This is a genomic window from Nocardia sp. NPDC059240, assembly GCF_042753865.1.
Lineage (GTDB): Bacteria > Actinomycetota > Actinomycetes > Mycobacteriales > Mycobacteriaceae > Nocardia.
Genome location: NZ_JBHZAC010000003.1, coordinates 502,868 through 525,011, shown reverse-complemented (window position 1 = coordinate 525,011; position 22,144 = coordinate 502,868). Strand labels below are relative to the sequence as shown.

At 68.5% G+C, this 22,144-nt stretch carries 18 protein-coding genes; 14 read left to right on the top strand and 4 right to left on the bottom strand.

From position 1 onward, the window contains the following. Positions 1-30 precede the first annotated feature (30 nt). Positions 31-1,914 (bottom strand): histidine kinase, encoded by a 1,884-nt coding sequence (locus ACFXHA_RS12630; RefSeq protein WP_379355921.1) that lies wholly within the window; start codon positions 1,912-1,914, stop codon positions 31-33. A gap of 181 nt (positions 1,915-2,095) precedes the next feature. On the opposite strand from ACFXHA_RS12630, the gene ACFXHA_RS12625 reads away from it, so the two are divergent. The 3 genes from ACFXHA_RS12625 to ACFXHA_RS12615 all read left to right on the top strand — a co-directional run bounded on the left by ACFXHA_RS12625 (position 2,096) and on the right by ACFXHA_RS12615 (position 5,317). Then, complete coding sequence (locus ACFXHA_RS12625; protein WP_379355919.1) at positions 2,096-2,770, top strand: VC0807 family protein; 675 nt, start codon at positions 2,096-2,098, stop codon at positions 2,768-2,770. Then, complete coding sequence (locus tag ACFXHA_RS12620; RefSeq protein ID WP_379355917.1) at positions 2,770-3,540, top strand: SDR family NAD(P)-dependent oxidoreductase; 771 nt, start codon at positions 2,770-2,772, stop codon at positions 3,538-3,540. The genes ACFXHA_RS12625 and ACFXHA_RS12620 overlap by 1 nt, the downstream gene beginning before the upstream one ends. A 121-nt stretch (positions 3,541-3,661) precedes the next feature. After that, positions 3,662-5,317 (top strand): hypothetical protein, encoded by a 1,656-nt coding sequence (locus ACFXHA_RS12615; RefSeq protein ID WP_379356667.1) that lies wholly within the window; start codon positions 3,662-3,664, stop codon positions 5,315-5,317. On the opposite strand, the gene ACFXHA_RS12610 is transcribed toward ACFXHA_RS12615, so the two are convergent. Beyond that, positions 5,241-6,488 carry a PucR family transcriptional regulator gene (locus tag ACFXHA_RS12610; protein ID WP_379355915.1) on the bottom strand — a complete coding sequence of 416 codons (1,248 nt, stop codon included), beginning with the start codon at positions 6,486-6,488 and terminating at the stop codon, positions 5,241-5,243. The two genes, ACFXHA_RS12615 and ACFXHA_RS12610, sit on opposite strands and share 77 nt — an antisense overlap. Positions 6,489-6,596: 108 nt before the next feature. Between ACFXHA_RS12610 and ACFXHA_RS12605 the strand changes: the two genes are divergently transcribed. From ACFXHA_RS12605 to ACFXHA_RS12580, 6 genes are all read left to right on the top strand, one after another. Further along, positions 6,597-7,445, top strand: coding sequence for an alpha/beta hydrolase (locus tag ACFXHA_RS12605; RefSeq protein WP_379355913.1), 849 nt, complete (start codon positions 6,597-6,599; stop codon positions 7,443-7,445). 105 nt (positions 7,446-7,550) lie between these two features. Continuing rightward, on the top strand, positions 7,551-8,405 hold the full coding sequence (locus tag ACFXHA_RS12600) for an alpha/beta fold hydrolase (protein ID WP_379355911.1): 855 nt from the start codon (positions 7,551-7,553) through the stop codon (positions 8,403-8,405). Between the two features lie 17 nt (positions 8,406-8,422). After that, a complete protein-coding gene (locus ACFXHA_RS12595) occupies positions 8,423-9,925 on the top strand; it encodes a GMC family oxidoreductase (RefSeq protein WP_379355909.1) in 1,503 nt (500 codons plus the stop codon). Positions 9,926-9,959: 34 nt separating this feature from the next. After that, positions 9,960-11,420, top strand: a complete 1,461-nt coding sequence (locus tag ACFXHA_RS12590) for an aldehyde dehydrogenase family protein (protein WP_379355907.1) — start codon at positions 9,960-9,962, stop codon at positions 11,418-11,420. Positions 11,421-11,464: 44 nt separating this feature from the next. Then, positions 11,465-11,677 carry a hypothetical protein gene (locus tag ACFXHA_RS12585; protein ID WP_379355905.1) on the top strand — a complete coding sequence of 71 codons (213 nt, stop codon included), beginning with the start codon at positions 11,465-11,467 and terminating at the stop codon, positions 11,675-11,677. Beyond that, entirely contained in the window at positions 11,674-13,194 is a 1,521-nt protein-coding gene (locus ACFXHA_RS12580; protein ID WP_379355903.1) for a catalase, read from the top strand. The genes ACFXHA_RS12585 and ACFXHA_RS12580 overlap by 4 nt, the downstream gene beginning before the upstream one ends. Here the strand turns inward: ACFXHA_RS12580 and ACFXHA_RS12575 are convergent. Then, complete coding sequence (locus tag ACFXHA_RS12575; protein WP_379355901.1) at positions 13,177-16,470, bottom strand: BTAD domain-containing putative transcriptional regulator; 3,294 nt, start codon at positions 16,468-16,470, stop codon at positions 13,177-13,179. The two genes, ACFXHA_RS12580 and ACFXHA_RS12575, sit on opposite strands and share 18 nt — an antisense overlap. A gap of 153 nt (positions 16,471-16,623) precedes the next feature. Continuing rightward, positions 16,624-17,313 carry a TetR/AcrR family transcriptional regulator gene (locus tag ACFXHA_RS12570; protein WP_379355899.1) on the bottom strand — a complete coding sequence of 230 codons (690 nt, stop codon included), beginning with the start codon at positions 17,311-17,313 and terminating at the stop codon, positions 16,624-16,626. Positions 17,314-17,426: 113 nt separating this feature from the next. On the opposite strand from ACFXHA_RS12570, the gene ACFXHA_RS12565 reads away from it, so the two are divergent. From ACFXHA_RS12565 to ACFXHA_RS12545, 5 genes are all read left to right on the top strand, one after another. Next, positions 17,427-17,990, top strand: a complete 564-nt coding sequence (locus ACFXHA_RS12565) for an ester cyclase (RefSeq protein WP_379355897.1) — start codon at positions 17,427-17,429, stop codon at positions 17,988-17,990. Between the two features lie 39 nt (positions 17,991-18,029). Further along, positions 18,030-19,619, top strand: a complete 1,590-nt coding sequence (locus ACFXHA_RS12560; protein ID WP_379355895.1) for a zinc-binding dehydrogenase — start codon at positions 18,030-18,032, stop codon at positions 19,617-19,619. Beyond that, on the top strand, positions 19,616-20,416 hold the full coding sequence (locus ACFXHA_RS12555) for an MBL fold metallo-hydrolase (protein WP_379355893.1): 801 nt from the start codon (positions 19,616-19,618) through the stop codon (positions 20,414-20,416). Before ACFXHA_RS12560 ends, ACFXHA_RS12555 begins: the two co-directional genes overlap by 4 nt. A 56-nt stretch (positions 20,417-20,472) precedes the next feature. Continuing rightward, positions 20,473-21,483, top strand: coding sequence for an alpha/beta hydrolase (locus ACFXHA_RS12550; RefSeq protein WP_379355891.1), 1,011 nt, complete (start codon positions 20,473-20,475; stop codon positions 21,481-21,483). Between the two features lie 339 nt (positions 21,484-21,822). Beyond that, a complete protein-coding gene (locus ACFXHA_RS12545) occupies positions 21,823-22,044 on the top strand; it encodes a DUF397 domain-containing protein (protein WP_379355889.1) in 222 nt (73 codons plus the stop codon). The last annotated feature ends 100 nt before the right edge of the window (positions 22,045-22,144 follow it).

Here is a 22,144-nt window from a genome sequence, read left to right as displayed (position 1 = left end):
GATCGTCGCGCACCAGGTTATCGCGCGGGATCAGTCCGCGGTGAGCGGTATTTCGACCGTGACCACCGTCGGCCCGCCGGGCGGACTGTCGAGCCGGACCTGTCCGTCGAAGCTGCTCAAGCGGTGTTCGATCCCGCGCAGGCCGGTGCCCGCCGCCGGGTTCGCGCCGCCGCAACCGTTGTCGCGCACGCTGATTCGCAGCAGCGTGCCGTGCCCGGTCAGCTCCACCTCGACCCGGTCGGCCCCGGAGTGACGCGCCGCGTTGGTGAGCAGTTCGGCAATGGTGAAGTAGAGCGCCGACTCCACCGGCGACGCGACCGGCGCGTCCAGGCGTGCTTTCACGCGCACCTCGATCGGGCTGTCGAGAGCGAGTGCCCGCACCGCGTCGACGAGCCCGCGTTCGGCCAGTACGGGCGGATGGATGCCCCGCACCAGCCCGCGTAGGTCCGCGAGTGCCGCGGCCGACGCCGTACGTGCCTGTGCCACCAGCTCTTTCGCGGCCGCCGGATCCCGGTCGATGAGGGCTTCGACCGCGCCCAGCGTCATGCCGACCGCGACCATCCGGGCCTGCGCGCCGTCGTGCAGGTCGCGTTCGATGCGGCGCAGTTCGGCGGTGAGGGTGTCGGTGGCGGCGGTGCGCGTCTCGGTCAATCGCGCGACACGGGCCGCCAGCTGTGCCCGCTCCACCACCAGACGTGACCGGTCGGTCGGCCGCAGCAGGATGTACAGCCAGTCGCCGTGCCGTAGCAGCAGTCGCGGCGCGAGCATCAGGCCGAACACCACCAGCAGCGGCCCGACGAGCACCGCGGTCCAACTCGATCCCGCGACCTCGCCGTACCACGGTGAAACCGTCTCGCCCAGTGGAGATTCCAGCACCGGCAGTACCAGTCCCCAGATGCCGTAGCCCACGAGTCCCGCGGGAACCAGCAGTGCGAGCCCGGCGACCGGCTGACAAGCCAGCCATACCAGGTCCCGCCAGGTCGCCGGATCGAACCACATGGCGCGGGCTTGACCGGCGAACCCGGCCCACCAGCTCGTCCTCGGGTCCTGCCGGTCCACCAGGTCGAGCCGTGGTGTGGACAGATAGGGCCGCGGCAGGTCCGCAGCCGACCAGTCGATGCCCAAGCGCCGGAACAGATTCGGCAGCCAGCGTGCCCACGCCAGCACCCACATCGCTACCACGGGACCGGTGAACACCAGCGATACGAAGCAGACGGCCAGCACCGGCGCGGCCAGCGGCGACAGCACGCCCAGTGCCAGGCAACGAAACACCGCGAGCAGGCCCGCCCCGAAACGCCGCCGCCACCGTTCCCCGCGCGCGAGCGCCGCCGCCGAGGCCGGTGCCAACAGCAGTCGCGTCCAATACCCGTGCAGCACCACCATGGTCGGCGCGATCACCCAGCCCAGCACGATGTTCACCACGCCCAGCGCGGCGGGCCACGACCACGGCCGCCACCACAGCAACGCCAGCCCGGCCCCGATCATGAAGGCCGGGAAGGCGGCGAGCGTGCCGCCCACGAACGGGTCGGTGAGCATCCACAGCAGGTCTCGCCAGGTCGCGGGATCCGTCCACACCCATCGCGAGCGCGTCCCGAACACGGCGGTGCGGCGGGTGGGATAGGCGGTGCCGTCGGGGGCGTGGAATCGTTCGTCCGTGCCGCGCACGGCCACCTCCGGTTCGGGTCGGTAGGGCGAATCGATCGGCACCGCAGACCATTTCGCCGAGAGTCGCCGTGCCAGCGCCGCCAGTGCCCGGACCCGTTCGACGATCGGCGGGAACAGGAAGATCAGGCCGACGCAGGCGGCGATGATGGCGACCGCCTGCGCGAGGAAGGCCGCCAACTGCACGGGCGCGAGCACGCACCACGCCAGTCCGCGTCCGATCGCCCGAATTCCGGTGTACAGCCGGGACACTCTCACCTCCTCGTCGGTTCCAGTCTGGCCTACCGCGATTCGCACGGCAGTGCCCTCAACCCCCGTGGAAGGGGGTGGGGCCAGCCCCACCCCGCCGGGGTGCCAAGCGGATGTCGCCGCGCACCCGGTTCTCGTAATTTCGGTGCTACCAGCAGTTTCCGTGAAGTTCGGAGGGAATGTCATGACTATGCCGACCACCGTGCCCGCCTCGACGCAGGAGGCGGCACCGGATCCGAGGCGGGCCGCGCTCGCCAATCTCGCCATCAATGTGGTGGCACCGGTCGCCCTGTTCTACGGGTTGCGGGCGGGCGGCGTCGATCAGTGGGCGGCCGTCACGCTGGGCGTGCTCCCGCCGGCCGCCTACACCGCCTGGACCGTTGTGACGCGCCGGCGCGTGGATGCGTTGGCGCTGTTCACGATCGGCGTGCTGGTGATCAGCGTGGCGGTCTCGTTCCTTACCGGCAGTCCCCGCTTCGTGCTCGCCAAGGACGGCTGGGTGACCGGCATCATCGGGCTCGGACTGTGCGCGACCCTGCTACGGACACCGTTCTATCTGCAGATGGCGCGGGCGATGACGACCGGTGCTGTGCGTGAGCGCATCGAGATCAGTTGGGCGCGGTCTGCCACCTTCCAGCGTGCGGTGCGGCTGGCCTCGCTCATCTGGGGTGTGGGACTGATCGCGGACGCGGTGGTGCGGGTGGTGCTGGCGTACACGCTGCCCGTCGATCAGGTGCCGTTGATCAACGGCCTGCAGTACGTCGTGGTGTTCGTGGTGCTCGAGGTGTCCAGCCTTCGGGTCGTGCGCAATTCGCGCACCCGCGCCAAGGTCGCCGCCGAAGCCGGATTGGAGCTGTGATGCGCGACGATGTCGTCTTGGTGACCGGGGGAGCCAATGGAATCGGCGCGGCGGTGGCCCGCCGCTGTGCCGCCGCCGGCGCGAAGGTGGTGATCGCCGATCTCGATGAGGACGCGGGCCTGGCCGTGGCGGCCGAGACCGGCGCGACCTTCGTCGTCACGGATGTCTCCCGCGAGGAGGACAATCGGGCCGCGGTCGAGGTCGCGATGGCGGAGTTCGGCCGTCTTACCGTCGTGCATCTCAATGCCGGGGCCGGTGGAGCGGGCGGTGCGGGCGCGGATTTCGACCTCGAGCGCTACCGCCGGGTCATGGCGATCAATGTCGACGGCACCATGTTCGGCATTCGCGCCGCGCTACCCGCCCTGATCGCCTCCGGTGGCGGTTCGATCGTGGTCACCTCCAGCCTCGCGGGAGTCGCGCCCACCCCCTTCGACCCGGCCTATTCCGCGAGCAAGCACGCCATCATCGGTTTCGTGCGGTCGCTGGCCATGGTCTGGGCCGACTCCGGGGTCACCATGAACGCGATCTGCCCGGGTGTGGTGGAAACCGCCATGATTCCCACGGAATGGCTACCCCGCCTGCGTGATCAGGGCTTCTTCGTCGCCGATCCCGATGAGGTCGCCGCCGCCGTCGAACACGTGATCCGCAGCGGTGAAACCGGCCGGGCGTGGGAGGTGCAGGGCGGGAAACCGCTGGCCCCCATCGTGTTTCCCGCTATCGAACTCAGCCGCTCCGCCACGGGTCCGGTCGCCCCGATATTCACGCGGTGAGCGACCGGAGTGCGGCGACACGGCCCAAGCGAATATCACCGTTGGTGCAGACCACCGAGTACGGTCCTGACTTCGTTGAGTGAATCATCCTGCGCGACGAGCGAATGAGGATCTGTTGACCGTGAATGGTGTCCGCAGCGCACTGCGGGTCGGACTGGCACTGGTCGCGGCGTGTGCGGCCGCAGGTCCGGCGCACGCGGACTCGGCGAACGCGGACGGACCGCTGGACAGCTGCACCCAGTTGGCACTGCCGGGAATGGTCGGGCCGCCGCTGTCGCTCTATACGCCGCCGAATCCGGGCGGCGGGCTCGGTCCGCTGACCGTCGCCGCCGGTGAGGTCCAGGCTCGGCTGCCGCGGCAGGTCGACCTGCGTACCGAGCAGCAGGGACTCAACGACCAGTGGACCTTCGCACTCGATCGGGGCGACCTCTACGTCACCGGCGGCGGCGAGCCGTGGCGGCAGGTTTGGTTGCCCGCCTGCCTCGCCGGAAAGCTCACGTCCGTCTCGGTCGACGGCAATGTGCTCATGGCCACCGACGCGACCGGTCGCCTCTACACCATGGGCAATGCCGCGCACGGGCCCGAAACCTGGGCCTGGACTTCACGATTCGGATCGCCGATCTGGCAGAGCCCGTTCGGGCAGCGGGTGCGGGCGGGTTCGCGGGCCTGGAGTCTGTCCTGGCTGGACAATCGGATCCCGACGTTGATTCCGTCGAACCAGCCGGGCTTCTGGGAGCAGTTCGGTTTCTGGAACGATTCGTCCGACAGCCGTCAACCGGTCGGCGGGGCGGGTGTCACCACCGCGTATGTGTTGAGCGCACAAGGGAATCGGATCGCCATCCTGGATCCGTGGTTGCCCGGCGGGGACCCCGGCGCACCCGACGACTACTCCTATGAGATGTCCACCCCGAAGGGCGGGCGCTTCGAGGCGGTCAATCTCAGCTCGGCGGGTTCGACCACCCTGGTGATCAACCGGTTCGGTGACATGTACACGCGGCTATGGGATTTCGACATGTCGGGCGCGGACAATCTCTTCTTCCGGTACTCGTATGCCGACCAGCGCGGAAAACCGTCCGCCCCCAACCTGAGCCTTGCCGAGATCGACAATCTGTTCGGCCCGAAAACCTATGCCGCGAACCAACTGCCCGCGCCGGAGTGGGTGCGGCAGCCCAAGATTCCCGGTGAGATCACCTCGGTGGTCAGCGTCCACCAGACCGGCGGGGATTCCCCGGATCGCGAACTGCGGGTGCAGGGCCGCAGCGCCGGTCGGAACGGGTACTGGCACAAGCCGGTCGACCCGGACGCGAACTGGAGCTTCGAGGCGACCGGCGCGGACCTGACGGCGGAACTGCTCGACAACCGCCCCGGCGACCACTCCGACGAGACCCTCGCACCCCCGTCCGGCATCGACTTCGGCTACGCCGATCCGTCCCAATGGTCCATGAGCACAGCCGATTTCGACTACGCCGCCTCACCCGCCCCGTTGCGCGTATGCGCCGCCGACGCGTGTGTGGACCTGCGCCTTCACCTGATCGACAGTCTGCGACTGCTACGCGCCGCCGACGGCCTCACCGCGGTACCCCGTGAGTATCTCGCCGCGATCGAGGTCCCACAGGCCGTCCTCGACGGGCTCCCGGGCCAGCCCCCGGCCCTGGCCGCCGCCATCCAAACCCTCACCGGCACCACCGCACTGCGCGAGTTCAAGGCAACCGCGACACCCGGTGCCCTGACCCTGCAGCTGCCCGGCGGCCCGCTCGTGCTGCATCGAGCCCGCTGACCGAGAGTGCGCGCACTGCGGCACCGAGTTCGAGCACGGTTCGAGGATCGCTCAACGAACGGCTGGTGAGTTCCTCGATTCGGCGCAGTCGGTAGCGCACCGAGTTCGGGTGCAGGAACAGCAGCCGGCCGGTCTCGGCTGCCGAACCTGCTGCCGCGTACCAGGTTCGCAGGGTTTCCAGCAGCCGCTCACGTTCTTCGTAGGGCAGCGACAGCAGTGGTCCCAGCGAAACCCGCGCCATCCGTTCGGCTTCCACCGGTGCGGCCGCGATCAGCATGGCGAGCGGGTCGTCGTCGAACAGCGCCACACCATGCGTGCGACCCCGCAGGCCGGTGACCGCGAGCCGCGCGAAGTGCAGCGCCTGCGGGGTTTCGGGGAGCGCATCGTAGGGCGGACTGACCCCGATCCGCCTGCGGTGCTTCCGTAATACGGTGAGCGCGGCGGCTTCTCGGGCGGCGGGTAGCGATAGGACGCCGATCTGCTGCTCCGGCAGCAGTCGCCAGGCCGACGTGATCTGCCGGGCCCGCAGCATCGCCTCGATCCCGGGCAGCGCCTCGCGGCCGGTGGCGGGCACCTCCGCCGCAACCACGACATACCGTCCGGTGGGCGGTAAGCCGAGAATCCGGGTGGCCTCGCCGAGCGTGGCCGGATCCGCGATCATGCCGGTGAACAGCGCCTCCACCAGCACCGATCGCTCGTGTTCGCGTTGCATCACCAGTTCCGCCGTCATGTCCCGGTAGGCCGCCGCGACCGCGACCGCGTACTCGCCCGACAGCGCCCACACGTCCGCGGCGAGCGGGACGAGCATGGCGTCGGTGACCTCGGGGTGGCGTCGGGACTCGGCGACGAGTTCGGACCACAGGAATTCGAATCCGATGCGGAAGGCGTGCAAGGTTTCCGCCAACGGCACCCCCTGTTGTGCGCGCAGCCGCCCGGTTTCCTTGGGCGGCTGCGGGTCGACGGGTACGTCGGTGGTGAAGTGCCGCAGCATGAGTGCCAGATTGCGGGTACACGACGTACGGATGCTGTCGAACGGAACCTGCACCTCGTTGCGGTAGGTGTCGAGGTCGAGCAGGAAGCGCTGGGCCAGCCGGAGTCCGAGGTCATCGATGCGTTCGAGCAGGATGTCCGCTACTTCGACGACCTCTCCCGGCGGGGTGGATCTGGACATTTCCGCAGATTACCGGCAGCGCGATTGTCCCTGAGAACAATCGTGGCGGCAGCGGTGTTGTTCCCGCGGCCATGGGATCGCCGTCGCACCGGTGCAACGATTTTCGCCATGTCCACATTCACCAGCAGTGACGGCACCATCATTCATGTCCGGGAATGGTTGCCGACCGGTCGTGAGCCGATCGGCATCGTGCAGATCGCGCACGGGATGGGCGAATACGCCGGTCGCTACGCTCACCTCGCCGAGCGGCTCGCCGACCACGGCTACGCCGTCTACGCGAATGATCACCGCGGCCACGGCCACAGCATCGCCGGTACGCCCGGCGACCTCGGTCCCGATGGCTGGAACCTGCTCGTGGCAGACCTCGCGGCACTCACGAAGTCCTTGCGCGACAAACACTCCGGAATTCCCGTGGTGCTGTTCGGCCACAGCCTCGGGTCCTTCGCCGTCCAGCAGTACATCCTCGATCATTCCGGGTTGATCGACGACGTCGTCCTGTGCGGCACCACCGCCGTCGACCTCTTGTTCGCCAGGATCGCCGAGTCCGGGGGAGATCTGCTGGGGTTGTTCAACGCTCGGTTTCAGCCGACCCGGACGATCGCCGACTGGATCAGCCGCGACGAGGCTCAGGTCGACGCGTACCTCACGCATCCGTGGTGCGGGTTCGAGATCGACCCGGCCAACATGGCGTTGCTCGCATCGGTTGCCGCCGAGCGATTGTCGAAGCCGGTGACCGTCCCCGCCGACCTCCCCCTCTACGTCATGGTGGGCGACCAGGACCCGCTGAACGACGGCCTGCGCCTGAGCGACCTGCTGATCGCCCGCTACCGCGACGCCGGCCTGACCGATATCACCTACCGCGTCTACGAGGGCGCTCGCCACGAGATCCTCAACGAGATCAACCGCGACGAGGTCGAAGCCGACCTGCTCGCCTGGATCACCCGCGTGAACGCCTAACTCGACGCTGACTTTCCTATCTGACCAGTGCGTTTCGAGATCGTTCAGCCGCCTTTGAGTTGACCGGGTCAAGGTTCTCCCCGAAACCCGATCAACCAGAAAGGCATGTCAACCATGCGTAAGAGCTTCGGCCTCCGCCGGTCCGGCCGCACCATGATGCTGATGAGTGCGCTCACCCTGACGCTGGCCGCCGCGGCCTGCTCCTCGAGCGGCGACAAGTCGGCCGCGCCGACCTCGGCGACGGTGCCCGCTGTGGACCCGAACAAGCCGGGCGTGCTGCTGGTCCACGGCGCCTTCGCCGACGGCTCCAGCTGGGGTGGTGTGGCAGAGCAGTTGCAAGCCAAGGGATTCCGGGTAACCACCGCAGCCGTCCCGCTGCGTGGCCTGGAATACGACAGCGCCTACATTCGCGGGATTCTCGACGAGATGCCCGGTAAGACCCTGCTCGTCGGCCACTCCTACGGCGGTGCGGTCATCACCAACGCGGCGGCCGGTTCCCCGAAGGCCGCCGGGCTGGTCTACGTGACCGCGTTCGCGCCGGACAAGGGCGAGTCCCTGGGCGAACTCGACGGCCGTTTCGGCGGGCCCGCCACCAAGATCACAGTCCCGCACCCGGTCGGCGGCAGCCCGGTTCCCGAACTGCGGGTCGCCGACGACAAGTTCCCGGAGTACTTCGCGCAGGATCTGTCCCCGGCCAAGGCGGCCGTATTCGCGGCCGGGCAGCGTCCGATCTCGGTGGCGGCCTTCACCGAACAGACCGGCGAGCCGGCGTGGAAGACGCTGCCCTCGTGGTATCTCGTCGCCACCGACGACCGCATGATTCCACCGGCCGGGCAGCGTGAGATGGCGCGGCGCGCCAACGCCACGGTCACCGAGCACGCGGGCAGCCATGCCATCGCCGTCTCCCATCCCGATGCGGTGGTCGCGGTCATCGATCAGGCCGCCGGCGCGGTGCACTGATGTCGGAAACTCCGGCCGTGTCAGACACTCTGGCCGATGTGGTGATCGTCGGCGGCGGCTCGGCCGGTGCGGTGCTGGCCGCCCGCCTCAGCGAGAACGCGGATCGAAGGGTCCTGCTGCTGGAAGCCGGACCGGTGTACCCCGCCGCAGGTTATCCGGACACCGTGGCCTCGAGCAGCCTGCTGGGCGGCTACACCGGCCACGATTGGGGCTACTCCGCCGAGCCCGGCTATGTCGGGCATCCGATCCGGCTCTACCGCGGCAAGGTGCTCGGTGGCAGTTCGGCGGTCAACGGCTCGGTGCTGGTGCGGGCCCTGCCCGCGGATTTCGACCGGTGGGCGGCCCGTGGCCTGCAGGGCTGGTCGTTTCCGGAGGTGCTGCCCAGCTTCCGGAAGCTGGAGCGCACCACGGCGGGCGCCGACGAATGGCACGGCCGCGGCGGGCCGCTGCCGGTGCATCAGCTCACCCGCGCGGAGCTCAGCCCGATGCAGCGCGCGTTCGTGGATTCCGCGCTGGCGTGCGGAATTCCATCGACCGATGACTTCAACGGACCGCAGCCGTACGGCGTCGCACCGTATCCGATGAACGTGGTCGACGGGGTGCGGGTCAATACCGGCATGGCCTACCTGACCGATGAGGTGCGGGAGGCGAATCTGACCGTGCGCGGAAATGTGCTCGTCGATCGAATCATGGTGGACAACAGTGGAAGACATGCGGTCGGCGTCGTCACAGCGGAGGGTGAATCGATCGTCGCCGGACAAGTCATCCTGTGCGCCGGGACGTTCGGCAGCGCCGCGATCCTGCTGCGCTCCGGCATCGGTCCCGCGGATCAGTTGAGACGGTTGGGAATTCCGGTAGTGGCGGACCTCCCGGTGGGCAGCGTCCTCTACGACCACCCGTTCTACTACAACGCCTATGCCGCACATCCCGATCGACTCGGCGCGGGTGAACCGGTGATCGGGGCCAAGGTGTGGACCGCGAGTTCCGCTGCGGAGGCAGGCGAATTGGACCTGCACATCACCGCCACCCATCTCATCGACCAGGGCCTGAGCCCGACCGGCGCGGCCTTCGTCCTCGCGGTCGCGCTCACCCGCCCGCACTCGCGCGGATCGCTCACCCTGACCAGCCGTGATCCACGCGTCGCACCGCGGATCGACCCGAACTTCCTGGCCGATCCCGCCGACCGCGGTCGCCTGCTCGAGGGTGTGGCATTGAGCCGCCGCATCGGCCGCAGCGGACCGCTGGCCGACCTCGTCGATCACGAAATGACCCCGGGCAGTGAGGATCCGGCCGCGATCGCGGCTTCGGTGCGCGGCACGCTCGACACCTATCACCATCCGACCTCGACCGTCCCCATGGGCTCCGAGGATGACGCCGCCGCCGTGGTGGACGCGCTCGGTGCGGTCCGCGGCCTGACCGGCCTACGGGTCGTGGACGCCTCGATCCTGCCCGACGCCGTCTGCGCCGCCACCAATGCCACCGTGATCATGGCCGCCGAGCACATCGCCGCCCAGCTCTGATTCACCGAATCCTCCCGATAGCAAAGGCATCTTCTTGTCGTCTTCGACGAATCTTCTCGCCCGCCACTACATCGACGGCCGCTGGACCGACGGCGGCGTGGTACGCACTTCCTACAACCCGGCCACCGGCGCGGCCCTCGGCACCTTCGCCGACGGCGGTGAGCCGGAGGCGATCGCGGCCATTACCGCCGCGCGGCGCGCCTTCGAGACCACAGCCTGGTCACGGGACCGCGAATTGCGCGCCCGAGCCCTGTTCGAAATGGCCGACCGGATGGCCGAACGCCGCGACGAACTCGTCACCCTGCTGGCGCGGGAGAACGGAAAGATCCTGGCGGAAGCCGCCTTCGAGATCGATCTGACGATCCCGAAGCTGCGCTATTACGGTGCGCTCGCCCTCACCGAGGGTGGTCGGGCCGCCGAGGTGAAGCCGGGGCTGTACTCCATGACGCTGACCGAACCGGCCGGTGTGGCCGCGGTGATCGCGCCCTGGAATTCTCCGGTGGTGCTCGCGGTGCGTTCCTTCGCGCCCGCCCTGGCCGCCGGGTGCACGGTCGTCATGAAGCTGCCCGGCCAGACCGGGCTGGTCAACGGACTGCTGTACGAGATCATCGCCGCGACTCGAAGCCTGCCCGCCGGTGTGGTGAACTGTTTCACCGAGTCCGGCAATACCGGTGCGCCGCTGCTGATTTCGTCTCCCGAGGTGGATGTGGTCAGCTACACCGGCAGCACCGCGGTGGGCCGGATCATCATGGCGAACGCCGCGCCGACGCTCAAGCCGCTCTCGCTCGAACTGGGCGGCAAGAGCCCCATGATCGTTTTCGACGACGCCGACCTCGAGGCCGTGGTTCCGGTGCTGACCAAGGCGATCACCACCTTCACCGGACAGTTCTGCATGACCGGCAGCCGCATCCTGGCTCAGCAGGGCATCGCCGACGAACTGCGTGCGCGGATGGCGAAATCCCTGGCGGCGGTGCGGGTCGGCCCGGGTGACGATCCGGCCAGCGAGATGGGTCCGATGATCGACCGCGCCAATGCCGAGCGGGTGGACCGGATGGTGGCCGAAGCCGCCGATTACGCCGTCATCGTCGAGCGCGGGGGACTGGTGAACTCCAGCGTCGACGCCGTCGACGCCTACTACCGGCCCAGCCTGGTCGAGGTGTCCGACCTCACCGTGCCGATCGTGCAGCACGAGGTCTTCGGCCCGGTGGCCACCTTCGAGGTCTTCACCACCGAGGCGGATGCGATCGAGCGGGCCAATGCCACCGAATACGGTCTGGCGGCAAGCATCTGGACGCGGGATGTGGACCGGCCGCTGCGCGTGGGCCGGGAGCTGCGGGCGGGCACGGTGTGGACCAACACCTGGGCCGTGGTCGTCGACCAGTTCGAAGAAGGCGGCTACAAGCAGAGCGGCATGGGGCGTCTCAACGGTCTGCGCGGCCTGGGCGAATTCCAGGAGATCAAGCACATGGTCCACCCCGCACCACGCGGGGCATGACGGCGGAACTGCCGCTCCCGGCGCCACCGCGATGGAAACAGGCGGTGGCGTCGGGGCTGGCGATCTTCCCGATCTCCTTGCTGGGCAACGGTTTGCTGGGCCCGGTGCTGTCCGCGCAGCCGTTGATCGTGCGCACTCTCACGTTCACGGTCCTGTTCAGCCTCGCGATGACATTCCTCGCGTTGCCCGCCGCGACCAGGCTGCTGCACGGCTGGCTACATCCGAAAACCACGACAGGTGAGCATCTTTCGCAATGACCGATACTTCCACCCCCGAGGACATCGCCGCCCGGATGGCCGCGCTGACACCCGTGCCGCGCGGGCAGCGGATGCTGCACCACCGTGGCGTGACGGTGTCGGGATCCTTCCGGGCGGGTCCCGAGGCGGCCCGCCTCAGCACGGCGGAGTTGTTCTGCGGCAGGGATATTCCGGTGACCGCACGCTTCTCCGGCACCCACGGCGATGCCCGCGATGCCGACACCGGCGATCAAGGCCTGTCGGTGCGATTCGCGCCGCCCGGCGCGCTGCCCACCGATCTGATCGCGTTCACGCTGCCGGTGTTCTTCGTCCGCACCGGGGCGGACATGATCGAATTCCTGACCGCCGCCCACGCCGGGCCGGAGGCCATGGACGAGTTCCGGAGTCTGCACCCCGAGTCGGCGGCGGCCCTGGCGGCCGCCGACAATCGGCCGCCCGCAAGCTATGTCGGGCAGCGGTATCACGCCGTTCACGCGTTCGGGCTGACCGCGCCGGACGGCGAGAACACCTGGGTGCGGCTCGAATGGCATCCCGATGCCGAGCTCGCACCGCTCGAGGCAGACGATGCGGCGCATCGACCCGCGGGATATCTGACCGACGACCTACTGGATCGACTGCCCGTGGGTATGACCCTCCACGCCCGGCTACCGAAGCCCGGCGACCCGGTGCACGACCCCACCACGCTGTGGGCATATCCGCCGCAGCTCGTGCCCTTGGGCCGATTGACCCTCGAAACCCGCACGGCCGATCGCGATCTGGATTTCGACCCGTTGCGCCTCGCACCGGGCATCACCGCTCCGCGCGACCGGCTGGCCGCCGACCGCTCCGCCCTGTACCGAGTAGCCCGAGGAGAGAGAACAGCCATGACCACCACCGCGATCATCGGTACCGGAACTATCGGCAGCCGACTGGCAGCCGATCTCGTCACCGGCGGCGTCGACGTTCTCGTCGCCGGGCGTGAACCGGCCGACGCCGACCGGCTGGCCGCGCAACTCGGTACGCACGCCCGTGCCGTAACCCTCGATCAGGCGATCGATGAAGCCGACATCATCATTCTGGCGGTGTGGTTCGACACCATCCGTGAACTCGTCGCGCAGTATCGGGATCGCCTGCACGGCAAGATCATTGTCGATCCATCCAACCCGATCGCCCCGGACGGCAACGGTGGATTCGTCAAGACGATCGCCGCCGACCAGTCCTCCGGACAGCTCCTCGCCGCACTGCTGCCCGCGGATACCGCGCTGGTCAAGGCGTTCGGAACGCTCGGAGCCGACTCGCTGAGCGCCGCGGCGCGCCGGACTCCCACGCGGGCCGTCGGTTTCTATGCCACCGATGACCAGAGCGCCGGACTCGCCGTCGAATCCCTGATCACCGCAGCGGGATTCGATCCGGTCCGGGTGGGTGGCATCGAGTCCGCCATTCGCATCGAGGTCTTCGGGGACCTGCACGAATTCGGTGGTCTCGGGCATCCCGTGGACCGGGCCGAAGCCGAAGTCGCACTAGGACAGCAGGTCTGAACCATCGTCGAGCGCGGCGTCGATCTCGGCGAGTTCGAGTACGGCGCCGATCTCGTCGGCGAGCGAGCGAGCCTCCTCGAGCAAGGCCCGCGCACGGTCGCCCTCGGTGCGCAGCAGTCGGGCCAGCTCGATCAGGGCCGGGATCAGCTCGACCGGGCTGTCCTGGGTGCGTAGGACAGCGACGGCCCGCTCCAGCAGGTGCGCGTCGGGACCGCCGGGTGCTGCCGAAGCCTGTGCGCGCATGGCCCTTCCGATGGTCGCGGGAGTATTCCAGCGCTCGGCCAGCGCCCGCTCCTCATCCGCGAGTTCCCGGGCACGCTCGTGCTCACCCAGGCGCACCAGCTCCATCGCTGCGGCACTGCGCCAGGCGATATGCGCCGGATTGGTGATGCCCACCGCGCCGACCCGCCGTCCGCATTCCAGGAAATGGCCGACGGCCGCACGGGATTCGCCGCGCGCGGCGCACAGCAGCCCGCGAATGTGAATGGCGACGGTCCATTCCCAGGTCGCCGGGTTGGCATGGGCGGTGCGCCGATCCAGCCAGCGTTCGGCCTCCTCGAGCCGGCCCAGGCCGATCAGCGCGTGCGCGTACTGGGCGGCCAGGGTGGCCGGCGGCACGACCAGCGCGTCGTCGATATCGCCCAGCACCGGACCCAATTCCGTCAGCACCTCGCGGTAGGCGCCGTTGCGCAGCAGCACCTCCGAGCGCAGGATGACCCGGTAGGTGTCGATGGTGCCGAAATGCTGGTCGGCGCGCTGTTCGGTGAGATTCAGTGCGGCTGGCAGGTCGCCGCTCCACATCCGCAGGTGTGCCAGCAGGCCGATGAGTCGGCAGGGCAGCATCTCGTCCGGGTGTTCGGGAGCGATCCGGGCCACGGCCGTGCGAGCATCGATGCGGACACCGAAGGCATCGGCCCAGGTCAAGGTCGCCGCAGTGATCAGATCAGGGTTCGGCCGGGTGCGCAGCCCGGCGACCAGGGCTCGCCAGCTCGAGGCGGACAGGCCCGCGATCATCCACATCGATGCGCGAATCTCCTCGGCGGATTCGCGATCCCGGGGCTCGGTCTCGGCGACAACGGCGTCGAGCAGGCGCATCGCCGTCGTCGCTTCGTGGCGCATCGCCATGGTCCAGGCCAGCGGGACGGCCGCGGTCGGGGCCGCCGCGTGGGCGCGCTGACCGCGTAGTGCGTCGTCCAGATGTGCCCGCGCCGCAGCGGGATTCGTCCACAGCTCCAACTGCCCGAGCCGCACCAGCAGCTCGTCGCGCTGCTCGGGGGTGCAGATGCGCAGGGCGAGCTCCAGCCAGCGCACGGCCTCGGGCAGGACGCAGTCGCGCAGGCATTCCTCGGCGGCGTCGATGAGCACCACGGTCCAGCGGGCGTAACCGGGGCCGCACAGGTCGCGCAGATACCGGGCGACCTGCCGGGCCGGATGGCCGGTGCCGCGCCCGTGCTCGGCGGCGGCGGTGCGGAACCGTGCGGACTCCTCGCGACTGCTGAGCCAGTGAATCGTGTTGGCGATCAAGGAATGACGCATCCGAGGCGTGTCCGCCGCGGCGAGGATGCCGGCGTCCGTGAGCAATTCGCAGCGGTGCCGGACCTCGGTGGGCGGTTGGTCGCAGGCCGCGGCGAGGGTGTCCAGGCCGGGTTCGAACTCCTGGAGGGCGGCCAGGGCCCGCATCATCGTGGAGCCCCGGGGCGAAAAGCCGTGCAGGAGACGCTTGGTCGCGCGCGAATAGCGGCCGTCGAGCAGGCGGTCCGGGACGTGGGTGCGGTCCGCGCGCTCGGCCATGTCCGCGATCAGCGCATCGACGAGCATCGGTATCTCGGCGGCGGCGTGCTCGATCTCCGCGGCCAACAGCGGCGGGCAGACGAGTCCGGTGCGCTGCTCGTAGAGACCGGCGATCGCGGCTGGGCTCAGCCGCTGCAGTCGAAGCACCTGCACTGCAAGAGGTTCCAGGCGGCTGTGCAGGTCGACAACGCGTTGATCCCAGAAGCTGCCGTCCAGCGCCACCACGAGGAGCGTCCGCGCGGCGCGCAGCGCGGGGGAGACGGCGGCGAGGACTCGCGCCGACCGCTCGTCCATCCGGGTCGCCTCGTCGACCAGCACCAGCAGCGGCACATCCTCGGATCGAACTGTCAGGGCGGTACGCACTTGTGCGGTCAGCGTTGTCGCGTCGGTGTCGTCCCCGGGGATCGAGTCGCCGAGCCGGGTCAGCAGTTCGTTCGCCAGATCCTGGTGTGTAGCCGTCAGATCGATACGCTGCGCGTGCGGATAACGGTGCGCGATCTCGTCGAGCAGCACGGTCTTCCCGTAGCCGGGACGGCTCGTGAGGACCACCAGTCCGCCCGCTCCCGCTGCCGCCCGTCGTTCCAGCGTGCCGATCGTCGCGAGCTCCCGATCGCGATCCACCAGCTGCGGCGAGCTCGAATCAGGTGCGGAGCCGGGGATATTCGCCGGTGTCGCCGCGACTGCCGTCCGCTGTCGCGTTTGCGTGGCGGCCTGCGGCTCCCAGCCCGCGAGAATCCGGTCCTGTAGCTCGCGCAGTTCCGCGCCGGGTTCGACACCGAGCTCGTCGACCAGCAATCGTCTGGTATCCCGGTAGACGGCCAGGGCCTCGGACCGCAGTCCACGATCGGCCAAGGCCCGCATGAGAATCGCGCGCAGCCGCTCCCGCAGCGGATGCGCTCCGGTCAGCGAGCGGAGGGTATCGATCGCCTCGTCCGCCCGGCCCCGCCCGACCGCGAGCTCGAGACTGTCCTCGGACACGGCCAGCCGCCGCTCCGCCAATGCGGCCCGCTGCTGCTCGGCCCACGGTCCCGGAATCGCGGCCAGTGGTTCACCCGAATACAGGGCGAGCGCCTGGGCATAGAGTCGTGCGGCGCTTTCCCCTTCGCCCGCGCGCCGGGCTTGCGCCGCCTCGGTCACCAACCGGTCGAACACTCCGATATCGGTCTGATCGTCCTCGATGCGCAACTGGTAGCCGCCGTGTCCCGACAGCAACACGGTCGCCGGTGTCCGCGGCGGCCGCCCGGGCTCCAGTACCCGGCGCAACGCCGAGACATGGGTTTGAATCACCGCACTACCGCTGGCCGGCGGCTCGTCGGCGTAGAGCGCGTCCATCAGGGCCGATGCCGAAACCCATTGCCGCCGCCGCATACCCAGTATCGCGAGCACCCCGCGGCGCTGCGGCGGCCCCAACGCGAGCGCCTGCCCGCCCAGCCGCGCCTCTACCCCGTCCAGCAGGGTCAGGTGCAGCGCATTCGCCCGACCCATCGAACCTCTCCACGCCCAGTGCATTCATCCACCCAGAGCAACCGCTGGGTTATCCCGACAATCGACCGGCAACTTTACCGGCCACGGCCCGGCCGATCATCGTCGACCCGGCAGCGTCCGGAGCCGTGGGATCGGCGGTCGCGGCATGCGGCTTCAGCGTTGGCGGGTAGGCGAAATGCGGGCGATGACCGCATCGAGGGCTACGTCGATCGTGAAGTCGAATTCGGCCTGGCTGTCGAACCGCGCCAAGTAGGGCGCGGCTTCGATCACCGCTGGGAGGCCCGACTGTTCCAGGATCGTCTGACGGGCGGCGATGCCGTCGGTGTCACTGGTGCCGTAGACGGGACCGGCGTTCACCTCGCGGAGCACGGTGCCGATGAGGGCGGCGAGCAGGGTGCGCATCAGGTGTACCGCTTCGGCGGGGGCGCAACCGGCGGCGCGCAGGATCTCCAGGACCGCCTGGATCGGGGCCAACCCCGCCATGGATGCCAGTTGTCGGGTCAGGACCAAGGCTGCGGCGGCGGGGTGCACCAGTGCGCGATTGCGGAAGGCGTTCGCGATCGCGCGGAGGTCGGCACGCAGATCGCCGGTGCGCGTGGGTAATTCGATGGAGCCCAGCAGCTGCTCGGCTACGGCGTCGAGTAGCCCGTCCTTGCCGTCGACATGGTTGTAGAGGCTCTTGGGATCGACCTCGAGCACCCGGGCGACCGCACGCATCCCCACGGCATCGATGCCGTCGCCGTCGATGACCTCGAGCGTTGCCTCCACGATGCGGAGGCGCGTGAGCTGCCCGGCTCCTTTCGGCGGGCGGCCGCGGCGGGCTGGGGGAGCTGGGCTGGGCATGCGGCCATTCTGCCCCACCCTCTTGTTTTAATCCACACTGTGGGTTTAACTGGGATCCAGTAAACCCACGCTGTGGATATTAGAGTCCGACGCCACAGCTCCGAGGAGATCCGATGTCGTCACGATTCACCCTGCCTCCCGAAGACGTCCTGCGTGCCCGGGAGAAGCTCGTCCTCGACCACTTCCACGACGAGGTCGCACAGGACTGGGACGCAACGCTTTCCACGTTCCCGCACCCGCACTACGAGCTGATCGCCCCGATGCTCGTGCACGACGGCGACAGCGAGGTCCGCGGCTACTACCACGACACCCGCGTCGCCTTCCCCGACCAGGACCACGAGATCATCGCGCTACGCCACAGCCACGACGCGGTGATCGTCGAATTCTGGCTGCTGGGAACCCATCTCGGCCCACTGGGCAAGATCCCCCCGACCGGCTCGCACCACCGCACCAGAATGACCGCGTACTTCGTGTTCGACGAACACGAGCACCTTGCCATCGAACGCATCTACTTCGACCAGCTCACCGTCCTCAAACAACTGCTGGCCGGCCTGAACAAACGCAACCCCCGCGACTTGCTCACCCTCGCAAGGGCTCTCGCCGGCGCTCTCGCCACGGCCGGGACCGAACCGGACCCGCGCCTGCTGACCACCACCCCACCCGAACTCGGCGACTGACCGCCGGACTCGAACGAACTCAGGAGAAGGACCGTGGCAATGCGTGCGCTCGTCGGTGGCAGGGGAGCCGACTGGATCCTCGAAAACCGAGACCTGCCGGAGCAACTCGGTGCCGTCCGCGTCCAGGTGATGGCCGCCGGACTCAATCGCGCCGACCTCTACGCGCTGGAAGGCAGCTACTCCGCGAACTCACAGGGCGAAGGACCCTTCGTGGCCGGCATGGAGGTCGCGGGCATCGTCGAATCTTCCAGCCTGCTCGCGCCGCACCTGCCCGTCGGGACCCGGGTCATGGGGATCACCGTCGGCGCGTTCGCCGACTACGCGCTGTGTCACCCGCGGTTGCTGGTGCCGATCCCGGATCACCTCGGGTTCGAGGCCGCGGCGACCTTGCCCGTCGGTCTCATCACCGAGCACGACGCCCTGGTCACCCAGGCTGGATTCGTCGCCGGTGACACCGTTCTCATCGTCGGCGGCAGCAGTTCGATCGGCTTGATCGGTATCCAGATCGCCAAGGCTCTCGGTGCCGGTACGGTCATCGCCACGACAACCAGTGCCGGGAAGCGCGCCGCCCTGCTGGAGGCGGGTGCCGACATCGCGGTCGACACCGCCACCGAGGACCTGACCGCGGCGGTGCTCGCGGCGACCGACGGCACCGGCGCGACCATCACCCTCGATCACGTCGGCGGTGACCTCTTCGGGCAACTGCCCGCCGCGACCTCGATCGGCGGCACCATCGTCAGTATCGGGCGACTGGCGGGCGCGGTGACCACCCTCGATCTCGATACCGTGGCCTTCCGCCGCCAGCGTCTGCTCGGCACCACCTTCAGCATCCGCACCCGTACCGAACTCGGTGATGTCGTTGCGGCACTGTCCGATCGGGTGCTGCCCGCCGTCGCGGCAGGCGAGATCGTCCCCAAGCTTGACAGTGTCCACGCCGTCGGCGACGCCGTCACAGCGGCGCGGCGGCTACGGGACAACGGGGCGACCGGGAAGGTGGTGTTGTCGTTCGCCGACGCGCACACCGGCGTGGCACCCGCCCCCGACCCGGTGGCCAACTTGTTCGGCGGTATCGCCCAGATCGGTTATGTCGTACGGGATATCGAGGCGTCGATGCGCAATTTCGTCGCCTGCGGGATCGGTCCGTGGTTCTTCCTGCGCGGTGTCCGCCCACAGGACTTCACCTATCAGAGTGAGCCGTCGGCGCTGGTGATGGATGTCGCGGTCGCCAACAGCGGCGACATCCAGATCGAATTGATCAGTCCCGCCAACGATGCCCCGTCGATGTACCGGGACTTCCTCGATGCCGGTCATGAGGGCGTGCAGCACGTCGCCTATTGGAGTGACGATTATCAAGGGCTCTACGACCGCGCGTTGGCGGCCGGATTCACGGTCGGGCAGGAAGGCCGGATCGGCGGGGCCGACGGCAGATTCGCTTACCTGCGGACCGAGCATCATCCGGGCACGGTCATCGAGATCTCCGATGTCGGTGGTACCAAGCGGTTCGTCTTCGACCTGGTCAAGCTGGCCGCGGCGAACTGGGACGGCAGCAACCCGATCCAGGCCATCGACGCCGATCTCATCGGTGGTGATCCCGCCGCCATGGCCGCGATGCTCGAGGCACTCGGATGAAGGTCCATCACCTCAACTGCGGCACCATGCATCCGCCGGGCACGCCCGCGGGTTTGGTTTGCCACGTCCTGCTCCTGGAGACCGCCACCGGTCTCGCACTGGTGGACAGCGGGCTCGGCTTGCGTGATATCGCCGATCCGGCGGGGCGTTTCGGCCCGGCGCGCTTCTATGTGCGGCCGCGTTTCGACGAGAACGAGACCGCTATCCGGCAGATCGAAGGGCTCGGCTTCGACCCCCGCGATGTCCGCGACATCGTGATCACACACTTCGATGCCGACCATGTCGGCGGGCTGGCCGACTTTCCCTGGGCCAGAGTCCATCTCACTGCCGACGAAGCCGATGCGGCGTTGCACCCGCGAAGTTATGTCGAAAAGCGCCGGTACCTGCCCGCGCAACGTGACCACCACCCGAACCTGGTGTGCCACCTTCCCGGTGACGGCGAATCCTGGAACGGCTTCGCCGCCACCCGGGAGCTGACCGATATCGCGCCCGGCCTCGTCATCATCGGCTTGCCCGGCCACACTCGGGGCCACGCCGCGGTCGCCATCGATGTCGGCGAGCGGTGGATCCTGCACGCGGGCGACGCTTTCTACCACCACGGGCAGATCGACGGCACCGGCCGTGTGCCACCGGCCCTGACCCTCATGGAACGTTTCGTCGCCCAGGATGTGTCGCGGGTGCGGGCCAATCACGAACGGCTCACCGAACTCTGGACCACCGAGCCTTCCGGTCTTCTTCTGGTCAACGCCCACGATCCGGTGCTGCTCCGCCGCGCCGCCCAGCAGAATGGCCGATGACGCCGAACATGGCTGTGGTGTAACGGTTCTGCGTCACCCGGGGACGTACCGTTTCGATGAAACTTTCGATATTGCGTGGCGCGGCCGTTGTCCGGACCGGTGTTTCCGCCCTCGCCGCCGTGCTCTCCTTGACCATGCTCAGCGGCACCGGGGCGGCGGAACCCGAGAAGCCCTCGGCCATCACCTCGCTCACCAAGGACGGGCGGACCTGGCGTCTGAAGGTGTACTCGGCGGCGATGGGTCGGGACATCACCGTCGATGTGCAGCGTCCGGTCGACGAGTCGACGCCCGCGCCGAATCTGTACATGCTCAACGGTCTCGACGGCGGTGAGGGCACCGCGAACTGGAAGACCCAGACCGACGCGATCGCCTGGCTGGCCGATAAGCAGGTCAATGTGATTCAGCCGATCGGCGGCTTCGGCAGCTACTACGCCGACTGGCTCAAGCCGGATCCGCAACTGGGCGTGAACCAGTGGAAGACGTTCTTCACCGAGGAACTGCCGCCTCTGCTCGACGAGGCCCTGCACTCGACGGGGCTCAACGCGTTGACCGGTCTGTCGACGTCCGGTACCTCGGTGCTGGCGCTGGCCGAAGCCAAACCGGGCCTGTGGAAGACCGTCGCCGCCTACAGCGGCTGCGCGCAGATCGCCGACCCGATGGGTCAGCAGTTCGTCAAACTCTCGGTCGAGACCTGGGGCGGTGGCAACACCGCGAACATGTACGGCCCCGCCGACAGCCCGCTCTGGTCGGCCAACGACCCCGTCATCAATGCCGAAAAGCTGCGCGGCACACAGCTCTACATCTCCAGTGGCAGCGGCATCCCCGTCGCCGACGACGTGCACTACTACCTCTCCACCGGCGGACCCACCACGCTCGCCCTGGGGATGGTCATCGAGGCCGCGGTGAACGGCTGCACCCACAACCTCAAATCACGTCTCGACGCCCTGTCGATCCCGGCCACCTACCAGTTCACCCCCGTCGGGACCCACTACTGGCCCTACTGGGAACAGGCCCTCCACGACTCCTGGCCCCTCCTGGCCCAGGGAATGGGCTTGACCAACCCATAGCCTCGGGGGCGGGGACCCGAAAATGACTGTGCCACAGCAACTGGATGGCGTAGGAAGAAGGGGCAGTCGAACGTAGCGGGCGGGTTTGTGGGCCCGTTACGGGTGGGCGGGGTTATCACCGGTAATGCGCGGTCCAAGATCGGGAGTCGGGGGGTTGGGCCGAGGCCGGGATTTGTCGGTGGGTCGCCGTAGGGTTGCGGTTATGAGGAAATCGAAGCGGCGGCGGGCAAGTCCGGACGAATTCGGTTGCGCGGTAGGTGGTTCGGATAGCAGTGTGGTCGGTGTAAGTGATTCACGCGAGGGCCATGGGGAGTGGCGCTCCGGGGGGAAGGAATGAATGTGAACTGCAACATGGTTCGCGGCGAGTATCGCGGCCCGAGGTTCTTCAAGAGCACCTTCAGCTATGGTGGCGGCGATTGTGTCGAGGTCGCCCACCACGAAGGTCAGATAGCGGTGCGTGACTCCAAGGATCGGCACAGCCCGACCTTGTGGTTCACCCACTCCGAGTGGCGGGCCTTCGTTTCGGGGGTGCGGGCCGGCGAATTCGATTTCGTCGAGTAACGGGAAAGGTGGTGTCGGCGCGGAATCGGGTGGTGAACACCACCCCCCCCAGGGGGGGTGCCCACCTGCGGCCGGGTGTCAAGTGGGAGTTGGTTGGGTT

Coding starts and splice junctions, on each gene's coding strand:
- ACFXHA_RS12550 (WP_379355891.1), top strand. CDS start 20,473: ATGAAACTTTCGATATTGCGTGGCGCGGCCGTTGTCCGGACCGGTGTT.
- ACFXHA_RS12575 (WP_379355901.1), bottom strand. CDS start 16,470: ATGGGTCGGGCGAATGCGCTGCACCTGACCCTGCTGGACGGGGTAGAG.
- ACFXHA_RS12610 (WP_379355915.1), bottom strand. CDS start 6,488: ATGTCCAGATCCACCCCGCCGGGAGAGGTCGTCGAAGTAGCGGACATC.
- ACFXHA_RS12625 (WP_379355919.1), top strand. CDS start 2,096: ATGACTATGCCGACCACCGTGCCCGCCTCGACGCAGGAGGCGGCACCG.
- ACFXHA_RS12555 (WP_379355893.1), top strand. CDS start 19,616: ATGAAGGTCCATCACCTCAACTGCGGCACCATGCATCCGCCGGGCACG.
- ACFXHA_RS12570 (WP_379355899.1), bottom strand. CDS start 17,313: ATGCCCAGCCCAGCTCCCCCAGCCCGCCGCGGCCGCCCGCCGAAAGGA.
- ACFXHA_RS12605 (WP_379355913.1), top strand. CDS start 6,597: ATGTCCACATTCACCAGCAGTGACGGCACCATCATTCATGTCCGGGAA.
- ACFXHA_RS12560 (WP_379355895.1), top strand. CDS start 18,030: ATGCGTGCGCTCGTCGGTGGCAGGGGAGCCGACTGGATCCTCGAAAAC.
- ACFXHA_RS12620 (WP_379355917.1), top strand. CDS start 2,770: ATGCGCGACGATGTCGTCTTGGTGACCGGGGGAGCCAATGGAATCGGC.
- ACFXHA_RS12600 (WP_379355911.1), top strand. CDS start 7,551: ATGTCAACCATGCGTAAGAGCTTCGGCCTCCGCCGGTCCGGCCGCACC.
- ACFXHA_RS12565 (WP_379355897.1), top strand. CDS start 17,427: ATGTCGTCACGATTCACCCTGCCTCCCGAAGACGTCCTGCGTGCCCGG.
- ACFXHA_RS12580 (WP_379355903.1), top strand. CDS start 11,674: ATGACCGATACTTCCACCCCCGAGGACATCGCCGCCCGGATGGCCGCG.